The following is a 17,424-nucleotide window of genomic DNA, read 5'->3' as shown; positions in this document are numbered from 1 at the left end:
CTCACCCGTCCGGGTGACTCCACGGCTCGTCCACCAGCGGCGCGGGTGCCGGAAGCCGCGAATCCTGCAGCGGTGGAACGGCTTTGAGGAGTGGGTTACGGTCCCGCAGTGCGCCCGCGGTGCGTCCGCGGCCCCAGCCGACCATCTCGCGGTACCCGCCGAACAGCCCGGCGCGGCGCACTTCGTCGAGGTCGGCATGCGGACTGTCCGGGCCGACCGGTGTCGACACCGGGGCGACGTAGAGCGCGTCGACGGGGCAGTACGCCTCGCACATGAAGCAGGTCTGGCAGTCCGACTGTCGGGCGATCACCGGCACGCCGTCTGCGCCCCGGTCGAACACATCGGTGGGGCAGACCTTCACGCATACGTCGCAGGCGATGCAGGTGGCGGTGTCGACGATCTCGATCATGCGACGGCCTCGGTGGAAAGACGCTGTGGGGCAACCGGATCGGCTGCGGTCGACACGGTGTCGAGTCCGCCCACCAGGATGCGGTGTCCCAACCGGCGATCGATGGCCGGCAGGTCCTCGCGGCGGTGCAACCCCCTGGTCTCGGTGCGCGCCAGCGACGACGCGGTGATCCACCGTGCGGTGGCGACCATGGCGGCAGCCTGCCGCGATTTGTAGGCCTCGCGCACGGGCACCGGGGCCAGTCCGCCGGCGATGTCGCGCCACAGATCGTCGAGTGCCTGCGCCGACTCGACGAGTCGCGCGTGCGACTTGAGGTGGCTGCGCAGCGGCGGCAGGACGTGCTGCTGGGCGGTGCGCACCACCTCGTCGACGGTCGGCGCGTCGCGCGGGCCCGGCCGCAGCGCCACGTGGTGGTGTTCGGCGAGGTTGCCCGGCCTGTGCCGACGGCTGAACTCGGCGGCACCACGCCCGGCGAAGGTGCCCGAAGCGATCGCCCACGATCCGTTGTGGCTGCCGCCGCCGCTGATCGCACCGGTGACGAGTTCCCGGGTCGCAGCGTCGCCGGCGGCGTACAGCCCGGGAACCGAGGTGGCGCAATCCGGTCCGGTGAGCCGCAGCCCGCCGGTGCCGCGCACCGAACCCTCGTAGACCATCCGGACCGGATAGGCGGTGACGAACGGGTCGATACCCGCCTTGTCGAGCGGCAGGAAGTAGTTGGGCTGCGCCTCGCGCATGGTCTGGCGGATGTGCTCCGGGGCGCGGTCGAGCCGGGCGAACACCCGCTGCCCGTGGGCGAGCGCCCACTGGGCGTCCTTGCGTCCGCCGAGCCCGCGTTCGGTGGGGAAGGGTCTGCCGTGTTCGTCGTAGAAGCTGGCCCACTGCAGCATGCGGCCTTTGGTGTGGGTGCCCCATTCCGGCGCCAGCGCGTAGGCGGTGCAGAACTCCATGCCGGACAGGTCGGCGCCCAGCTCGGCGGCCATCAAAAGCCCGTCGCCGGTGTCGACGTTGGTGCCGAACGTGCCGGAGAGGAACGCGGTGCCGCCGGTCGCCAGAACCACCGCACCCGCGGCGATGCGCCACGGCCGCCCGCCGTCCTGCCGCGCGATTCCGCTGGCGCCGTTGACGATTCCGTCCGAATCGGCGGTGAGCGCCGTGGCCGGGTGGTGGTCGAGGATGTGGACGCCGCTGCGGTGGGCCTTGCGGCGCATCCGGCGCATGTACTCCGGCCCCTGCAGGCTGCTGCGCAACTGTCTGCCGTCGTCACCGACCGGGAACGGATAGCCCCACTGCGCGAGCTGGTCGACGCGGTCCCACGCGGTCGACAACACCCGCAGCATCCAGTCGGCGTCGGTCAGGCCACCGGCCGCGGCCTCCCGCTCCCTGACCGACTCGGCCCGTCGCGGACCCGGCGGGATCAACCACAGGTTGTTGCCGCCCGCGGCGGTGGCCCCGCTGGTACCGCAGTAACCCTTGTCCACCAACGTCACCCGGCTGCCGCTCTCGGCGGCGGCGATCGCCGCCCAGGTGGCGGCCGGACCGCCGCCGATCACCAGCACGTCAGTGCGGTGATCGGTCATGTCCGACCTCCTCCCGGACACCGAGTTCGGCGAGCAGCGCACGGCGCAGGTCGTCGAAGCCGTCGTCACCGCGGCTGCGCGGGAACGGTAGTTCGACGCGGCGGTCCAGCGACACGCGGCCCTCGGACAGGACGACGACACGGTCGGCCAGCAGAATCGCCTCGTCGACGTCGTGGGTGACGTGCAGGACCGCCATCCGCCTGCGGGCCCAGAGGTCGTGCAGCAGGCGGTACATTTTGAGCCGCGTGAGCGCGTCGAGCGCGCCGAAAGGTTCGTCGAGCAGCAGCAGGTCGGGTTCGCGCACCAGCGCACGGGCCAGCGAAACCCGTTGTGCCTCACCGCCGGACAGCGACAGCGGCCATGCCCGCGCCTTATCCGCCAGCCCGACCTCGTCGAGGGCGGCCTGCCCGCGGGCGGTGCGGGTCGGGGTGTCGGGTCCCGCGCCACGCAGCGCGAACGTCACGTTGGCCAACGCCCGACGCCACGGCAGCAGACGCGGGTTCTGGAACACCACCGCACGGGACCGGGGTACCACGACCGACCCCTCGGCCTGGTGGTCGAGGCCCGCCAGGATCCGCAGCAGCGTGCTCTTGCCCGATCCGGATCGGCCCAGCATCGCGACGAACTCGCCGTCGGCGATGTCGAGGTCGAGTTCGTCGAGAACCTGCTGTGTCCCGAAGGCGCGGCGCAGGTCGCGGACGGCGACCACCGGTGCGCTCACGCGGGGCCCTCGAAACCGGTGAACCCGTTGCGCCAGGACAGCAGCAGCCGCTCGAGGAGGCGCACCAGCGCGTAGGACGCCAACCCGGCCACCGCGTAGATGACGATCACCAGCAGCGAGATGTCGAACTGCAGGTTCGTCTGCGCACGGGACATCAGGAAGCCGATGCCCTCGGTGGTGTTGATCATCTCGGCGAAGATCAGACTCAACCAGGCGCTGGACAGCCCGAGGCGCAGGCCGACGAGGAAGTTCGGCATGGCGCCGGGCAGGATCACCTGGGTGATCAGGGTGGAGCGGCGCGCCTCGAGGGTCTGGGCCATCTCCACGAGCTGTTGGTCGACGCCGCGGATGCCGGAGTAGGTGTTGATGTAGATGGCGATCGCCACGCCGAGCGTGATGAGCACGATCTTGGGGCCCTCGCCGATGCCCATCCAGATGATGAGCAGCGGGGTGAGCGCGAAATTCGGGACGGCTTTGAGGATCTGCATCGTCCAGTCGAGCAGGTCCTCGCCGGTGCGGGTGAGGCCCGCGAGCACCGCCAGCGCCACACCGAGGGCGATGCCGAGCACCGTGCCGGTGAGCACGCGGGTGGCCGACGCCCCGACGTGCAGCGCGAGTTGCCCGTCGGCGAGCAGCCGCCATGCCGTGCTCGCCACGTGTGCCGGCGGCGGGAAGAGGTCGGCGTTGAGCAGCCCGGTCGCCGAGCCGATCGCCCACGCCGCCAGGATCAGCACCGGGCTCATCATCCGGCGGACTGAGCGCGGGATCCGCGCCCACACGCTGCGCCGGCGGTGGTGTCCGGCGACGACGTCGATCAGTTCGGGTGCGGATACGCCGGGGCGTACCGCGGCGACGACGGCGGTCACGAGGTCGCTCCGGCCCACTCGCGCACCGAGTACTGACTCTCCAGCGAGCCGTCGGCGTTGAGGAAGTCGTAGGCCGACTCGAGTTGGTCGACGCCCTTCGCGGGGAACGGTTCGGTGTTGAACTCCTCGGCCTTCGTCGACTCCTTGACGAATTCGAGGTCGGTGCCGTCGGTCTCGGCCACCCACGCGGTGTAGTCGTCGAAGTTCTCGGTGATGTCGGTGTTGACCGCGGTCACCGCCTGACGCCAGGTGTCGGCGAAGCCGGGGTGCGCGTCGGTGAACGTTGACAGCGCGATGTTGGTGCCGGTGCTGCCCAGACCATGGCGGGACAGGCTGTCGATGATCGGAAAGCCCTTGCGTTGCAACTCGATCGCGCTGGCCCCGGTCACCACGGTGGCGTCGATCTGGCCGGAGCTGAGGCCGGCGATCGATTCCGGGGTGGGCACATCCCGGACCTGGATCTTGCCGGTGAGCCCGGCCGCGTCGATCAGCTGCTTGGCGGCCCGGTCCCGGATGGTGCCCTGCGGGGCGGTGACGTTCTTGCCGACCAGTGCTCCGATGTCGGTCGGGCCGCCCTTGGCGCCCACCAGCCAGGCATCGCTGCTGATGGAATCGAGCGCCAGCAGAACCACTTTGGGGTCCCTGCTGCGGGCGCGCAGGGCGGGGTTGTCGCCGATGGCGGCGACATCGATCGCGCCGGCGAACAGCGCCGACGCGACGTCGCTGCCGGATTGGAAGTAGGAGTATTCGATGTTGTCGACGCCGGCGTTCTCGAGTTGCTCGGCGAGGATGCCCTGTTTGTCACCCCAGCCGAGGGAGCCGGCCGGGGTCCCGGTCGGGGACGTGGCGCCGATGCGCAGGGTGTACCCATCCGAGCCGTCGTCGCTGCTGCTGCAGGCGACCGCGGAGGCGAGGACGGCGAGGGTGAGGGCGGTGCGGACGAGGTGGCGACGCATGGGCCCAGTAGAAGCGTCGGCGACCGGCGAGGCGACAGTTCGGATCACTGTGACCGGAAGGTCGAAGTTAAAGTCTGCGGTGGCAAAAACATTGGCGGGACCGGCCGGCGGCCGCACAGTGACGCCCATGACCACAACCGCCGAACGCCCCGACACCACCGACCTGACACCCACCCGGATCTCACGCCTGCGGGTTCCCGAGGTCGACGATCTGCAGAACCCCGCGGTGAAGGGGTTCTTCACGCGGCAACAGCGCGAGGAGGGCCTGACGTCCAACTGGTTCCGCGCGCTGTCGCTGAACGAAGACGACCTGGGGCGGCTCAACGGATACCTGCTGCCGCTGCTGGGCACCGACGGCCGCGAAGGGCTGACCGCGCGCGAACGCGAGGTGATCGCGACCGTCGTATCGGGTGAGAACCGGTGCGCTTACTGCCATACCAACCACGCGAACAAGCTCGGCAAGGTTGCGGGGGACTGGTCGTTCGGACAGCGGGTGGCGATCGACCACCATCAGGTCGCCGAGCTGACCGACCGGGAACACGCCCTCGCGGACCTGGCGATCGCGGTGAACAACGATCCACAGTCGCTGCGCGACGAGGACTTCGACCGGTTACGCGGACTGGGACTCGACGATCACCTGATTCTCGAAGGAATCTCGATCGCGGCGTTCATCGGGGTGACCAACCGGATCGGCATCGCGCTGTCGGTCCCGCCGAACCCGGAATACACGGGCGTCCCGCAGCACTGACCGGTGCCACCGTGGAGGGACAGGTCACCGGGGAAGAAACCCACGGCGGGGTGCAACGCGGGCCGTCGGTCTGACCGAGCAGGCGCTTGCAAAGTGGCGCGCCGCGCAGGAATTGCGCCCCATGTGCTGCGAGGACCTGGCCTCCGACGGCGGCCCGCTCGCCGCGCCGTCGGCGAGCATGGGACTGGGCGCGGGCGGGCGGATGCGGCAGGAGGTGTACGCCGACGATCGCGCGCTCGCCGATTACGACGAGGGCGATGCCCGTCGGGTCTTCGTGCACCTGTGTTCGGCCGCGCAGTGGACTGCCATCACGGGTGAGGTTCCGCCCTCGACGCCGGTAGACCGGGACGCCGGACTCCCGTGGTTCGACTACTACGACGTCGATGCGCGGGGCCTCGCACCGTCGACGATCCTGTCCAAGGTTGCCACCGTCAGGAAAATGACTGGCACTGAGGAGGTTCCGTTCGTACCCGTCGATCCGAAGACGGTGATCGAACTGGGCGGACATCAGCCAAGGTGGTCACCGACGGCACGTGGTAGTCGGGACCTCGACGCGCTGGGCGCGGTAGGCCATCCTGGAGTCGGTGTCGTGATCGGCGATCACGCGACGACATCACCGGGGAGTGGGACATGATCGAGTGCCGTAAGTGCGCGGAGGGACTGTGCAGCCATGGGCGGCAGTGTTCGATGATGATCCGCTGGTACGACGACGCGTGGGACGGTACGTTCTGGCGACGCTGTGAGTGCGCCGAGTCGATCGAGGCGCCGGGATACCCGGTAACGGTTACCTGGATCGACGAACGGCGATAGCAAGTTCACACGGAACGTGTTGCGGGCAGAGCATCAGAGGCGAATCCGTGAAGATTCGCAGTGATCGTGCGGAGAAGTGGGGGACAGCTGCTAATCGCAGCTGCCGCACGCGCCGGTCAGGGACAACAGCATGCCGCAGCCACAGAAGCCGGCTTCGCGACGGGTGTCGCGTAAGCGTTCACTACCGGCCGGACGCACCCGGTTCGTTGGATGTTCCACGTACCAGGTGCCTTTGCGTGAGCTGGGGGCACGTCCGGCGGAGCCGCCGATGAATCGATTGATCTCGTCCTCGGACCGGAAGCCGTTCGTGTACCCGTAATGGATGTGCAGATCAGCCGAGCCGTCGGTTCGCCGAGCGATGACGTACGGGTTGTCCGCCCGAGCGACGGCGCGATACTCGCAGACGCCGACCGCATCGACCATGCGTCGAATGAAGACATGGTTTTCGGCGGGGATGCGCGCCTTCGTCAGCGCGGCGAGAAGAGAATCCTTCGCGCGGTCGACATCGGTCATGGTCAGACAGTAAGGCGGCGTGCGGCGTGGGTCTGGGGAATCGTCCGCGCCGTCGGCTCGGCCGACTGGGCGCCTTGCCGAAGTCGCTCTGAACAGCATTTCAGCCCCGTGAACGCGGGCGTTAGGGTGTCCGGCATGACGGAACAGCTCGACGCCACCCATCCGGACCTCGTCACCGTCGAGGTGCCGACGCACTGGTACAACCTGGCGGCCGAGCTCTCCGAACCCATCCCGCCGCACCTGCACCCCGGGACCAAGGAACCGGTCGGCCCGGACGACCTCGCGCCGCTGTTCGCCAGCGGGTTGATCGCGCAGGAGGTGGCCACCGAGACCTACATCGAGATCCCGCAGGAGGTGCGGGAGATCTACGCGATGTGGCGTCCGTCTCCGCTGATCCGCGCCCGCCGCTTCGAGCAGGCGCTGAATACGGGCGCCCACATCTACGTCAAGTACGAGGGTGTCAGCCCGGTCGGCAGCCACAAGACCAACTCGGCGGTCGCGCAGGCCTACTACAACTCCATCGACGGTGTGCGGAAGCTGACCACCGAGACCGGCGCCGGGCAGTGGGGAAGTGCGCTGTCGTTCGCCGGGGCCCAATTCGGCCTGGAGGTCGAGGTGTGGCAGGTCCGCGCCTCCTACGAGTCCAAGCCGTATCGCGGGCATCTGATGCGGACCTACGGCGGCACGGTGCACTCCAGCCCGTCGACGCTCACCGAGTCGGGCCGCGCCATCCTGGCCAAGGATCCGAACACCACCGGCAGCCTGGGCATGGCGGTCAGCGAGGCCGTCGAGGTCGCCGCGGCCGACCCGGAGGTCCGCTACGCACTGGGCAGCGTGCTCAACCATGTGGTGCTGCACCAGACCGTCATCGGCCAGGAGGCCGTCGCGCAGCTGGCGTTGGTGGAAGCTGACGGTGCCGACGTCGTATTCGGTTGCGCCGGAGGCGGTTCCAACCTCGCTGGGCTGTCGTTCCCGTTCCTGCGGGAGAAGATCCACGGCCGGTCGAACCCGCGGATCGTGGCAGCCGAGCCGTCCGCATGCCCGTCGATCACCGAGGGTGAGTACCGCTACGACCACGGCGACGTGGCCGGGCTGACCCCGCTGCTCAAGATGCACACGCTGGGTATGGATTTCGTGCCCGACCCGATTCACGCCGGCGGACTGCGCTACCACGGCATGGCACCGGCGCTGAGCCACACTGTGGAACTCGGACTGGTCGAAGGCGTGGCGATCTCGCAGCGCGACGCATTCGCCGCCGGAGTGCAGTTCGCGCGGACGCAGGGCATCGTGCCGGCGCCGGAGGCGACGCACGCCATCGCAGCCGCGGCCAAGCATGTCGCCGACGACCCGCGGGAGCAGGTCGTGGTGATCGGGCTGTCCGGGCACGGCCAGCTCGATCTGCCGGCCTACGCGGAGTATCTCAACGGCAAGCTCTGAGCAGGCGGTTTGCGGGCGCGACTATCCTCGAGCCAGGCAGTTCTTGAGGAGGTGAGCCCCTGTGTTCCGTCTGCGGTCCCGCGGTCAGTCGATCGATGCGACCCTCAGGCAGATCGAACACCGGGTGCTCGACGACATCCATCTGCCGCCGTGGAGACGACGCGTGGCCTGGGTGGCCGCCGCGGTGTTGATGGCGGCCGGGGTGACGACATGGGCCGTCGGCGGGGGTTTACCGCTGGCCACGTCCGCGCTGGGTGTCGGCGCAGCGGTCTGTTCGGTCGCCGCCCTGCGGCGTCTCCGGTTTCGGTGGTCCGTCGCGGCGGCGTACCTGTCCGGGCTGTCGACCGTAGCCGGCGTCGGCGCGTTCTGGTGGTCACGTACCAGCTCGGCGGATGCGCTGCTGACGGTTTCGACCGCTGTGGCCGCGGTGGCCGCGGCGACGCTCACGGCGGTGTGGGTTTCGGTGGCGATCACCCCGGTGACGGATTCGCACCCGGACATGCGGCAGCCCTCGAAGCGCAAGTGGGGTGTTCGCGAGAGCGGCGCCACGATCACCTGGCCGCCACCGTCCGCGGGTCCGCATCGTCCTGATCGGAAGTAGCTCTTCGCCGTAAGGCCTCAGCCTGAGTCGGCGTTGCCGAAAGCCGTTGTGGCGCGACGCCATTGGGTCCCGCCCATGCGCTCAGATTTTGTCACAGTGACGTTTTGGACTCGCGCGGCAGGGCCAGCGTGGAGGCGCGTCGGGGGATCGCGACACGATTTACCCGGTCAGACCGCGACCGCCGGTTAGCAATCAGCCGCCAGTACTCGGCCGCCGTACGACACAGAGACCGGGCGGCGTGCGGGATACCTCGGCGGCTCAGAGCGATCGGGTTCCCAAGCGGGCGCGGTCGACTTTGTCACAGTGACGTTTTGGACTCGCGCGGCAGGGCCAGCGCGGAGGCGCGTCGGGGGACCGCGACCACCAGTTAGCAATTGGCCGCCAGTACTCGGCCGCCGTACGACACAGAGACCGGGCGGCGTGCGGGATACCTCGGCGGCTCAGAGCGATCGAGTTCCCAAGCGGGCGCGGTCGAATTTGTCACAGTGACGTATTGGGCCGCGGGAGCCCATCGACGACAGCCGGAACGGAGGGTGTCAACCGCCGGCGCATCCGGCAGCCCATGCCCATGGCCGCGTCGGCGATGAGTAGCCAGGCCGGCTGAGTCGGCCTCAGCCGGTACGGGCGACGGCGGCAGCGCTGGCGCCAACCGAAACGACTGGACCCAGCCGGGAGCGGCGCGCGGATGCATCGTCCAGAACAGCGGCAGACCTGCAGGAACGAGTTGCGCACGCCATCCCGGCCACTCTCCGCAGGTCACCTAACTACCGATAAGCCACATTATGTCAGGTGGACTGCATATTGCGCGGAGGCCCTAGGGCCACCACTACCACCCAGGGCGTGAACCGGCCGCTAATGCCTGTGCCTGCGCCGCCACAGCACCGGGGACACAGCCAGGATGTAACCGATTGTGCAGGAATTCCCCGTCGGAACCGCTGGCATTCTCGGTGAACCACGGTGTGTTGTGCAACAAAATCGGTTGTCATGGCCACCGCACCGTCACTCGTGCTCCGATCAAGGATGGTGTTTCGAGCACTCTCTTTGACCCGAGATTTGTTGTAAATAACGTCGTTTCGGATGTTGTACAGCTCACCCATGAATGCACTCTCGATGTCGTTCTTCAAGAGCTCTGTCCCGAGCTGCCGCGAGTATGCGGGCGCTAGCCGCGGTCGGTGCCATTCGTCCCAGACTGCATGGATGTACGCAAACCACTGCTGTAGGTCAAAATCTGAGCTGACATCCTGTTGGCTTCAAGCCAGAGCCGAAGCGTCTCATCGCCGATGTTCTGCCGCTTGATAACTCCAAGATCTGACAACCGTTACTCGACCGAGTCGATCAGCTGGATATCCAGTCCAGGGGGCGAAACTCGTACCGCCAGGTTGATCGAAAGTCGGCCCGTGAGTTCCGCTGCCCTGCCGTGTCATGGCGACGGAGCCGAGCCGGTCACCGACATCAGCGCAAGCTTGTCGTAGCTCTCGCTGCCTGGTACTGCTGTGTACACCAAGAGGTTGTGCGATTCTTCCGGGTCCAACAGGATCTGACAATTGAGTTCCAACAACCCCACGCCGGGATGCTGGTAGCGCTTGACGTCGCGCGGCTTGATGCCGACTTCCTGCCTGTCCCAGAAGGTTCGGAACTCATCGCTGAGTGCCGTCAGTTGCGTGACCAGTCGAGCGGCTGTCGAGTCGGGTCCGCGCAACGCGAGTACTGCTCGAAGCCCTGACACATACATTCGTGAGTAGAAGTCATGATCCTCGGGCGGGTGCAGGGTACGCGCAGACGGATCGGTGAACCATCGGTAGCCGATGCTTCTCGCATCTCCGGCGTGACGGGTCAGGTCCCCGACGAGCGCGACACTGAGCGGCGTCTGTCGCAGCGTCTCCCCCAATTCAGTGACGATTTCGGCCGGGGTGTCGGTCAGCCTGTCGAAGATACGCAGCATCCCAGGGCTGATGTAATCGGTGCCCGATCCTCGGGTCGGCGGCCGATGTCCGGCAAGGCGAAAGAGGTGATCACGCTCGTCGCGGGAAAGATGCAGCCCCTGCGCGATGGAAGCCAGCATCTGCTCGGACGGTTGCGGGCCTCGCTGCTGTTCTAAGCGGGAGTAGTAGTCCGTCGACATGTGGCACAGCGCAGCCACCTCTTCGCGGCGCAGACCGGCGGTCCGGCGGCGTTGTCCGTCGGGTAGCCCGACGTCGCCCGGCTGCAGCGACTCACGGCGATGGCGAAGGAAGTCGGCTAGCCCTACGCGGTCGATCATGTACGCATCTTGCCGCCTGACGTACCGCTTAGCCACGGATCGCTAAGTCCTGGATACCGACCTGGCCGTGCGACAGCCTTTCGTCAGAGGGCACTGCAAGTCGAACAGGAGTGGGCACATGCCCAAAAAACAGTACAACATCACCATCCCCGATCTGGGCGGCAAACGGGCAGTGGTCACCGGAGCCAGCGACGGCGTGGGACTCGGTATCGCGGCCGCGCTTGCCAGCGCAGGCGCAGAGGTCGTCATGCCGGTGCGAAACCGACGCAAGGGTGAGGCGGCGATCGAGAAGATTCGCGAGCAGCATCCAGAAGCGAAACTGTCACTCGAGCAATTGGACCTGTCGTCGCTGGCTTCGGTGGCGGCCCTCGGGGAAAAGCTGAGAGCCCAGGCGGCGCCTATTCACTTGCTCATCAACAACGCAGGTGTGATGACGCCACCGGATAGGCAGACCACAACTGACGGGTTCGAGCTGCAATTCGGCACCAACCACCTCGGCCACTTCGCACTGGTCGGGCATCTGTTGCCACTGTTAAAGGCCGGCCGCGCGCGGGTGACGTCGCAGACCAGCATCGCCGCACGCAGCGGCGCTATCAACTGGAACGATCTGCAATGGCAGCACGCATACGACGGGATGCGCGCGTACCGGCAATCCAAGATCGCGGTGGGGCTTTTCGGTCTTGAGCTCAGCCGACGCAGCTTGGCCGCAGGGTGGGGCATCACCAGCAACATCGCCCATCCCGGTGTCGCCCCGACCAGCCTCCTTGCGGCGCGCCAAGAGGTAGGGCGGGCCGAGGACACCACCGGCGTAAAGGTGATCCGCTGGCTTTCGGCGCGGCGCCTGCTCGTGGGAACGGTCGACACCGCAGGGCTTCCGGCGCTGACGGCCGCGGCATCAGCGCAAGCGAAGGACGCCGGGTTCTACGGACCCCGGTGGCTGGGAAGCGTCGGGGGGCCGCCTGGTGAACAGAGACGCTGGAAGCCGCTGTGCGACGAGGACAACGCGGCGCGCTTATGGGCGGTATCCCAAGAACTGACTCATGTGAGGTTCGCATGAGTCCACCGCCACCGCTCACCGGTCCGGACAACGTGGATATGTGAACTCAGCACCCATACTGGCTCTGGTGACTGGAGCCAACAGAGGCATCGGCCTGCACATCGTCGATCAGCTCGCTCATCGTGACGCGAAAGTCTATTTGGCCGCCCGCGATGTGCAGCAAGGTCGAGCGGCCGCTCAGACGTTGACCCGACAGGGTCTCGATGTGGACGTCATCGAACTCGACGTCACCGACCCGGCATCAGTGCGCACTGCGGCCAATCACGTTGCCGAGGTCGACGACCGCCTCGACATTCTTGTCAACAACGCAGCCATCACCAGCGGACTCGATCCGGCATCCACGATGACCACCTCGGATCTGCGGCGGACATTCGACACCAACGTCTTCGGCGTCGCCGCCGTCACGAATGCCTTTCTGCCGCTGCTACGCAGGTCGCGTTCGGCACGGATTGTCAATGTCTCGAGCGCGATGGGATCGATCGCGTTGATGGCCGATCCGAGCATCGAAGTGACCAAGCGCAATCAGGCTGCGTATCAAGCCTCTAAAGCAGCGTTGAACGCTCTGACCGTGTTGTATGCCAACGAGTTGCGCGACGCTGGCGTGAAAGTCAACGCCGTGTGCCCGGGTTACCGCGCGACAGGCCTGAACGGGGGCTTACCGACCCCCGGTGCGGGCGATCCGGCGCAAGGGGCCACGGTAGCGGTCGAGATGGCAATGATCGGCGACGACGGACCGACAGCGCAATTCGTCGGCGACACCGGCGACACCTACCCGTGGTGAGGGTCCGGCCAGGAGTCGCAGGAAGGGCCACCCCCACCGCGGTCGAACACGAGCGGTTCCTGCGCATGCAGGAGCCGGGTGAGATCCCGCGGGTAATTGGCGATCGTTCAGCACGCTTCGACAGATGAATATGCAGAAATGGACTACGCCGGATAAATCAATGCCCTGGCCGCATGCCGACCGCCACTCTGCTGTCGTTTTCCGCTGCGTTGCAATATCTTCCGGTTACCGTCCTAGCGGTGCGGATCCGTATCGGCTGCTGCGCCAGCTACGTACGCGGCGTCGGCACTTGCTGGCTTGAGGCGGCACGACACGGCGCGGTGCGGCAGCTAGATCCGGGTGTCTCGCTGCGAGTTCGGATCAGCGATGCAAACTAGGCGGACATCGGCGCTGCCCGCGGCGGCACCGTCACGTCGCCGGAAACCCGCGATGACCGGCTCACCATCACCGTCGACGAAACGATACGGCGTGCCCTTGCTTCGGTCTGCGTGCTTGTAGCCCCACTGCCCGATCGCTCCCAGGACCACCACCAAGTCGCGACCGGATTGTGTCAACTCGTAGCGGCTGCGAGTACGGTCCCCGGGCTCGCGGTACTCCACGGTCTCCAGCACGCCGGCCGACACGAGTTCAGCCAGTCGGGCAGTGAGGACATCAGAGGCGATTCCCAACTGTTCCTTGAACTCCGAGAATCGAGTTCTTCCCAGGAACGCCTCGCGAATGATCAGCACCGACCACCGCTGCCCTATGACCGCCATGGCGCGCGCAATAGGGCAGGGATCGTCGGACCACGGATCAGTGCGCATCACCACATACTAACCTGAGTTGGCGCATCCAACCCAGGGTGATACCCTCGCCAGGTGATCGGCCGCGACATCGAGCTCGACGCGATCATCGCTGCCGCCACGGGGGTCGCGGACCGCGGATGCGCGCTGGTCGTTGAAGGCGAGCCCGGGATCGGGAAGACCACACTCCTGACGACGGTCACAGCGTGGGCGAAGCGTCAGGGGTTCACCGTTTTGTCGTGTGCCGGGGTGCAGTCGCAGGCCGCCGTGGGCTACGCGGGTCTGCACGAACTGGCGCACCCGATCCTCAGTTGCGTCGATGCGTTACCAGTGCACCAGCGGACGGCCCTTCTGGCGGCGCTCGGCCTCGCCGAAGCCGCGATGCCCAACCCGCTGCTCATCGGCGTGGCGACGCTCGGGTTGATCGAGGAAGCCGCTGCCGCTCGACCGGTTCTGCTCGTGATCGACGACGCGCAGTGGCTCGACGACTCCTCGCTGCACGTCCTGACCTTTGTCGGGCGCCGCATTGCGAACTCGCCGGTGATGATGCTGTGCGCCACAAGGCCCCGCATCGACGGGGAAACGTTACAACTTGCGTCGCTGCCGCACCTTCAGTTGGACGCCCTAGATATCGCAACGTCGCGCGTCCTGATGAAGGAGGCGCTGTCCGGCGTCGACGGGCATGGGCTCAGCGAACTGACCCAACGGCGCGTCCTGACTGAAGCTGCGGGAAATCCGCTGGCCATCGCAGAACTCACGAAGGCACTGTTGGCCGGTGGCGAGGAACAGGCTGCCCCGTCGCCGACCCCCCTGCCGACGACGCGACGCATCGAACGCGCTTTCCTGGAACAACTGGATGGCGTTCCAGAACCCAGCCGCCGGATGCTGGGTCTGATCGCCGCCGGCGGTGATACTGCAATGGCCGAACTTGCCGACGCAGCGCGACGCGTCGGTCTGTCGGATGCCGATCTGGACCCACTCGAGCGGAGCGGGCTGATCAAGGTCTTTGCCGGATCGCTCCATGTGCGCCATCCCCTGGTCCGGTCCGTGGCATACCGGGTGACTCCGCTGACCCAACGTTCGGCCTTCCACCGCGCGCTGGCCGAAGCGACCAGCGATGCGATGAGAGCGGCCTGGCACCGCTCGGCGGCGGTCTACGGACCTGACGAGGCGGTCGCCGCCGGCCTCGAAACCGCGGCCCACGCGGCGCAACGCCGTGGCGCCAATGCCGAAGCCGCACGCGCATGGCGGCGTGCTGCGGCGCTGTCGCCGTCAGCGAATGATCGCATCCGGCGGCTCGTCAGTGCCATTGAACCCGCGTGTCGGGCGGGGCTGACCGCAGAGGCGATGGACACCCTTGACGAGGCCGAGCCATTGGCCACTGATCTCCGGCACCAGTTCGATCTCTCGTTCGCGCGCTTCACCCTCGCCGTCACGACCGCCGTGACTGCGCCGACGGTAAAGGAACTGGTGACGCTGGCAGATCAGTTCGGAAGCGACGGCGATTCGGACACGCGTATCCGCCTGCTCGCCGCCGCGGCAGCGCAGTGCCGGATGCACGGACTCGACGAAGGTGACCGTGACCTGCTGGCCGAGCGCCTGCATCAACTCGAGCACCTGGATCACCCGGCAGTCGAGGTCGCGTTGGCGACCATCGAAGATACCAAGTATGCCCGCCAATTCCGTTGTCGCGCTGCATTGTTGCAGGACGCCCTGCGTGATGACTTGACGGCGCTGATGTCGATGGGGCTGGCAGCAGAATCGGCTTCTGATCTGGCGACTGCGCAGTCATGCTGGGACGGTTCCGTCAGGGTGGCCCGGCAAACAGGCGCGCCCGCGATCGAGTGTGAGGCGCTGCGCGGCTCAGCGCGATCGCAGATCATCGCGGGACAATTGACCGAGGCCGCCGTGAGCGCGCACAACGCATTCCGGATCGCCACCGATGCGAATCTGGGGCTCAGCATGGGCGCCGCTGCCGCCCTCCTCGCACGGATCCAGGCTTTGCAGGGGGATACCAGATCCGCTCAGCAGTCACTGACGACAGCCCAACAGCATCTGCCCAGCGACACTCCCCTACTGTGGATCGACGACCTGGCCTGGGCCAGTGGCCTGCTTGCTCTGACCACACACGACAACGAGCGTGCCTTCACCGAACTGTCGCAGATGCACCGTGACCGCAGTTCCCGTCGCTGGGCGATCGCCGACCTCACCGAAGCCGCCGTATCCAGCGGCCACACCCGAGTGATGTGCCATTTGATCAACGAGATCGACACCGAGGCAAGCGCACTGGGCTCCCCACACGTCGTCATGCTGGTACACCGCAGCCGTGCCTTGATCGCGGGTGTGGATCAGCACGCAGAGCACCACTTTCGCGCCGCCCTGGACGTCGAGGAAGCCGAGGTCCAAGCGCCGTTGGAGTACGCCCGCACCCAGTTGGCCTATGGCGAGTGGCTCCGTCGACAGCGACGCATCATTGACGCACGCACCCAGTTAGCCGCAGCTCTGCGGGTTTTCGAGCACCGTGGCGCTCAGCCGTGGGCGCAGCGCACGCGGGGCGAACTGCGCGCGGCCGGGGTGCAAGTGCCAGGCGCAGCGTCGGTGAACGACATCTTTGCGACCAAACTTTCGCCGCAGGAACTGCAGATCGGACGACTCGCCGCCGCTGGTCTGACCAATCGCCAGATCGCCGACCAGATCTACATCTCACATCGGACCGTCGCGGCGCACCTGTACAAGATCTTCCCCAAGCTCGGCATCACCCGCCGCGCCCAGTTACGAGATGCCCTCGACATCAACGCCGGCATCACCGTCGGCGAGTAGCCGAACTCGTGGTCATCGTACTTATGCCGCGACGCCGGTCGAGCTGATGGCATTGACGCATGACAACATATCGGGCTTATCAGGTCACCGGACAACGCGAGTTCTCCCTGGTCGACCGCGAACTGCGGGACCCCGCCCCGGGACACGTGCGAATCCGGACGGCGGCGTGCGGGGTATGCCACAGCGATGCGCTGGCCGTGGAAGGGCAGCGCGCAAATTCGACGGAGCCGATCGTGCCCGGCCACGAGGTGGTCGGGACGATCGATGCCATCGGTGCCGGCGTCGATACCCGGTGGCAGGCCGGTGACCGCGTCGGGGTGGGATTCCTCGGCGGGCAGTGCGGTCAGTGCGACTTCTGCCGCCGCGGTGACTTCGTCAACTGCACCGACCAACCGCAGCCTGGGACGACTGCGGACGGCGGGTATGCCGAGATCGTCTACGCCAGACCTTCTGCGCTGGTACGAGTTCCGGGGGATTTCGATGCGCTGACCGCCGCTCCTCTGTTGTGCGCCGGGGTGACCGTATTCAACGCCCTCCGCGCCGCCACGGCGCCAGTGAACTCACTCGTGGCCATACAGGGCATCGGCGGTCTGGGCCACCTGGGTGTGCAGTATGCCAAGAAGATGGGCTACCGCGTCGTCGCGATAGCCCGCGGCTCCCAGAAGGCCGGACTCGCTACGACTTTGGGCGCCGACCACTACATCGACAGCGACGCCGAAAACCCCGCGGCAGCGCTGACCGCGCTGGGCGGCGCGACAGCGATCATCGCCACCGCCGCCAGCGGCGCGTCGATGGCCGGGCTGGTGGCCGGACTACAGCCACGGGGCAAAATGATCGTCGTCGGAGCATCACCGGACCCGGTACCGGTTCATACGACCGATCTGATTTTCGGCGGTCGCAGCATCCTTGGAAGCCTCACCGGATCGGCCATCGATAACGAGGACAATCTCGCGTTCAGCCTCGCGCATCAGATCGCCCCGATGATCGAGCCGGTTGCCTTTGACCAGGCACCGCACGCCTACGACCGAATGATGGCCGGGCGCGCGCGCTTCCGCATCGTCCTCGACTTCGCAGCGGCGCGATGAT

Annotated in this window: 16 protein-coding genes; 8 read left to right on the top strand and 8 right to left on the bottom strand. The window is 67.0% G+C overall.

Features of this window, described 5'->3' with window-relative positions; translation table 11 throughout:
• Nucleotide 1 precedes the first annotated feature (1 nt).
• Genes AU194_RS29065 through AU194_RS29045 form a run of 5 tightly spaced genes read right to left on the bottom strand, consistent with a single transcriptional unit; the run spans nt 2 to nt 4,529 of the window.
• Complete coding sequence (locus AU194_RS29065; protein WP_059092710.1) at nt 2-409, bottom strand: ferredoxin family protein; 408 nt, start codon at nt 407-409, stop codon at nt 2-4.
• Nucleotides 406-1,986 carry an FAD-binding protein gene (locus tag AU194_RS29060; protein ID WP_059092709.1) on the bottom strand — a complete coding sequence of 527 codons (1,581 nt, stop codon included), beginning with the start codon at nt 1,984-1,986 and terminating at the stop codon, nt 406-408. Before AU194_RS29060 ends, AU194_RS29065 begins: the two co-directional genes overlap by 4 nt.
• Entirely contained in the window at nt 1,967-2,707 is a 741-nt protein-coding gene (locus AU194_RS29055) for an ABC transporter ATP-binding protein (RefSeq protein WP_059092708.1), read from the bottom strand. The genes AU194_RS29060 and AU194_RS29055 overlap by 20 nt, the downstream gene beginning before the upstream one ends.
• Nucleotides 2,704-3,573 (bottom strand): ABC transporter permease, encoded by an 870-nt coding sequence (locus AU194_RS29050; RefSeq protein WP_059092816.1) that lies wholly within the window; start codon nt 3,571-3,573, stop codon nt 2,704-2,706. Before AU194_RS29050 ends, AU194_RS29055 begins: the two co-directional genes overlap by 4 nt.
• Entirely contained in the window at nt 3,570-4,529 is a 960-nt protein-coding gene (locus AU194_RS29045) for an ABC transporter substrate-binding protein (RefSeq protein WP_059092707.1), read from the bottom strand. Before AU194_RS29045 ends, AU194_RS29050 begins: the two co-directional genes overlap by 4 nt.
• A gap of 127 nt (nt 4,530-4,656) precedes the next feature.
• Between AU194_RS29045 and AU194_RS29040 the strand changes: the two genes are divergently transcribed.
• Both AU194_RS29040 and AU194_RS29035 read left to right on the top strand, forming a co-directional pair.
• Nucleotides 4,657-5,277 carry a peroxidase-related enzyme gene (locus tag AU194_RS29040; RefSeq protein WP_059092706.1) on the top strand — a complete coding sequence of 207 codons (621 nt, stop codon included), beginning with the start codon at nt 4,657-4,659 and terminating at the stop codon, nt 5,275-5,277.
• Nucleotides 5,278-5,398: 121 nt separating this feature from the next.
• Nucleotides 5,399-5,911, top strand: a complete 513-nt coding sequence (locus tag AU194_RS29035; RefSeq protein WP_231743618.1) for a hypothetical protein — start codon at nt 5,399-5,401, stop codon at nt 5,909-5,911.
• Nucleotides 5,912-6,177: 266 nt separating this feature from the next.
• On the opposite strand, the gene AU194_RS29030 is transcribed toward AU194_RS29035, so the two are convergent.
• Nucleotides 6,178-6,600: a hypothetical protein gene (locus tag AU194_RS29030; protein ID WP_059092705.1), complete on the bottom strand. Its 423-nt coding sequence runs from the start codon at nt 6,598-6,600 to the stop codon at nt 6,178-6,180.
• Nucleotides 6,601-6,735: 135 nt separating this feature from the next.
• Here AU194_RS29030 and AU194_RS29025 point away from each other — a divergent pair, with 135 nt between their 5' ends.
• On the top strand, nt 6,736-8,037 hold the full coding sequence (locus AU194_RS29025) for a TrpB-like pyridoxal phosphate-dependent enzyme (RefSeq protein ID WP_059092815.1): 1,302 nt from the start codon (nt 6,736-6,738) through the stop codon (nt 8,035-8,037).
• 61 nt (nt 8,038-8,098) lie between these two features.
• Nucleotides 8,099-8,638 (top strand): hypothetical protein, encoded by a 540-nt coding sequence (locus AU194_RS29020; RefSeq protein ID WP_059092704.1) that lies wholly within the window; start codon nt 8,099-8,101, stop codon nt 8,636-8,638.
• 1,420 nt (nt 8,639-10,058) lie between these two features.
• On the opposite strand, the gene AU194_RS29015 is transcribed toward AU194_RS29020, so the two are convergent.
• Nucleotides 10,059-10,898 (bottom strand): helix-turn-helix transcriptional regulator, encoded by an 840-nt coding sequence (locus tag AU194_RS29015; RefSeq protein ID WP_082698908.1) that lies wholly within the window; start codon nt 10,896-10,898, stop codon nt 10,059-10,061.
• A gap of 118 nt (nt 10,899-11,016) precedes the next feature.
• Between AU194_RS29015 and AU194_RS29010 the strand changes: the two genes are divergently transcribed.
• The gene (locus AU194_RS29010) at nt 11,017-11,955 is read left to right on the top strand and encodes an SDR family oxidoreductase (protein WP_059092703.1); all 939 of its coding nucleotides are present in this window, start codon (nt 11,017-11,019) and stop codon (nt 11,953-11,955) included.
• 67 nt (nt 11,956-12,022) lie between these two features.
• Complete coding sequence (locus tag AU194_RS29005) at nt 12,023-12,736, top strand: SDR family oxidoreductase (RefSeq protein ID WP_231743617.1); 714 nt, start codon at nt 12,023-12,025, stop codon at nt 12,734-12,736.
• Between the two features lie 329 nt (nt 12,737-13,065).
• Here AU194_RS29005 and AU194_RS29000 read toward each other — a convergent pair whose 3' ends face one another.
• Nucleotides 13,066-13,539: a helix-turn-helix domain-containing protein gene (locus tag AU194_RS29000; RefSeq protein ID WP_059092813.1), complete on the bottom strand. Its 474-nt coding sequence runs from the start codon at nt 13,537-13,539 to the stop codon at nt 13,066-13,068.
• Nucleotides 13,540-13,593: 54 nt separating this feature from the next.
• Between AU194_RS29000 and AU194_RS28995 the strand changes: the two genes are divergently transcribed.
• Together AU194_RS28995 and AU194_RS28990 are read left to right on the top strand one after the other, a co-directional pair.
• Nucleotides 13,594-16,338 (top strand): AAA family ATPase, encoded by a 2,745-nt coding sequence (locus AU194_RS28995; protein ID WP_059092701.1) that lies wholly within the window; start codon nt 13,594-13,596, stop codon nt 16,336-16,338.
• Nucleotides 16,339-16,397: 59 nt separating this feature from the next.
• The gene (locus AU194_RS28990) at nt 16,398-17,423 is read left to right on the top strand and encodes an alcohol dehydrogenase catalytic domain-containing protein (RefSeq protein ID WP_059092700.1); all 1,026 of its coding nucleotides are present in this window, start codon (nt 16,398-16,400) and stop codon (nt 17,421-17,423) included.
• Nucleotide 17,424: the final 1 nt, after the last annotated feature.

Origin of the sequence: Mycobacterium sp. GA-2829, from assembly GCF_001499965.1 — a bacterium.
Taxonomy (GTDB): Bacteria; Actinomycetota; Actinomycetes; order Mycobacteriales; family Mycobacteriaceae; genus Mycobacterium.
This window is presented reverse-complemented; position numbering and strand designations above follow the sequence as displayed.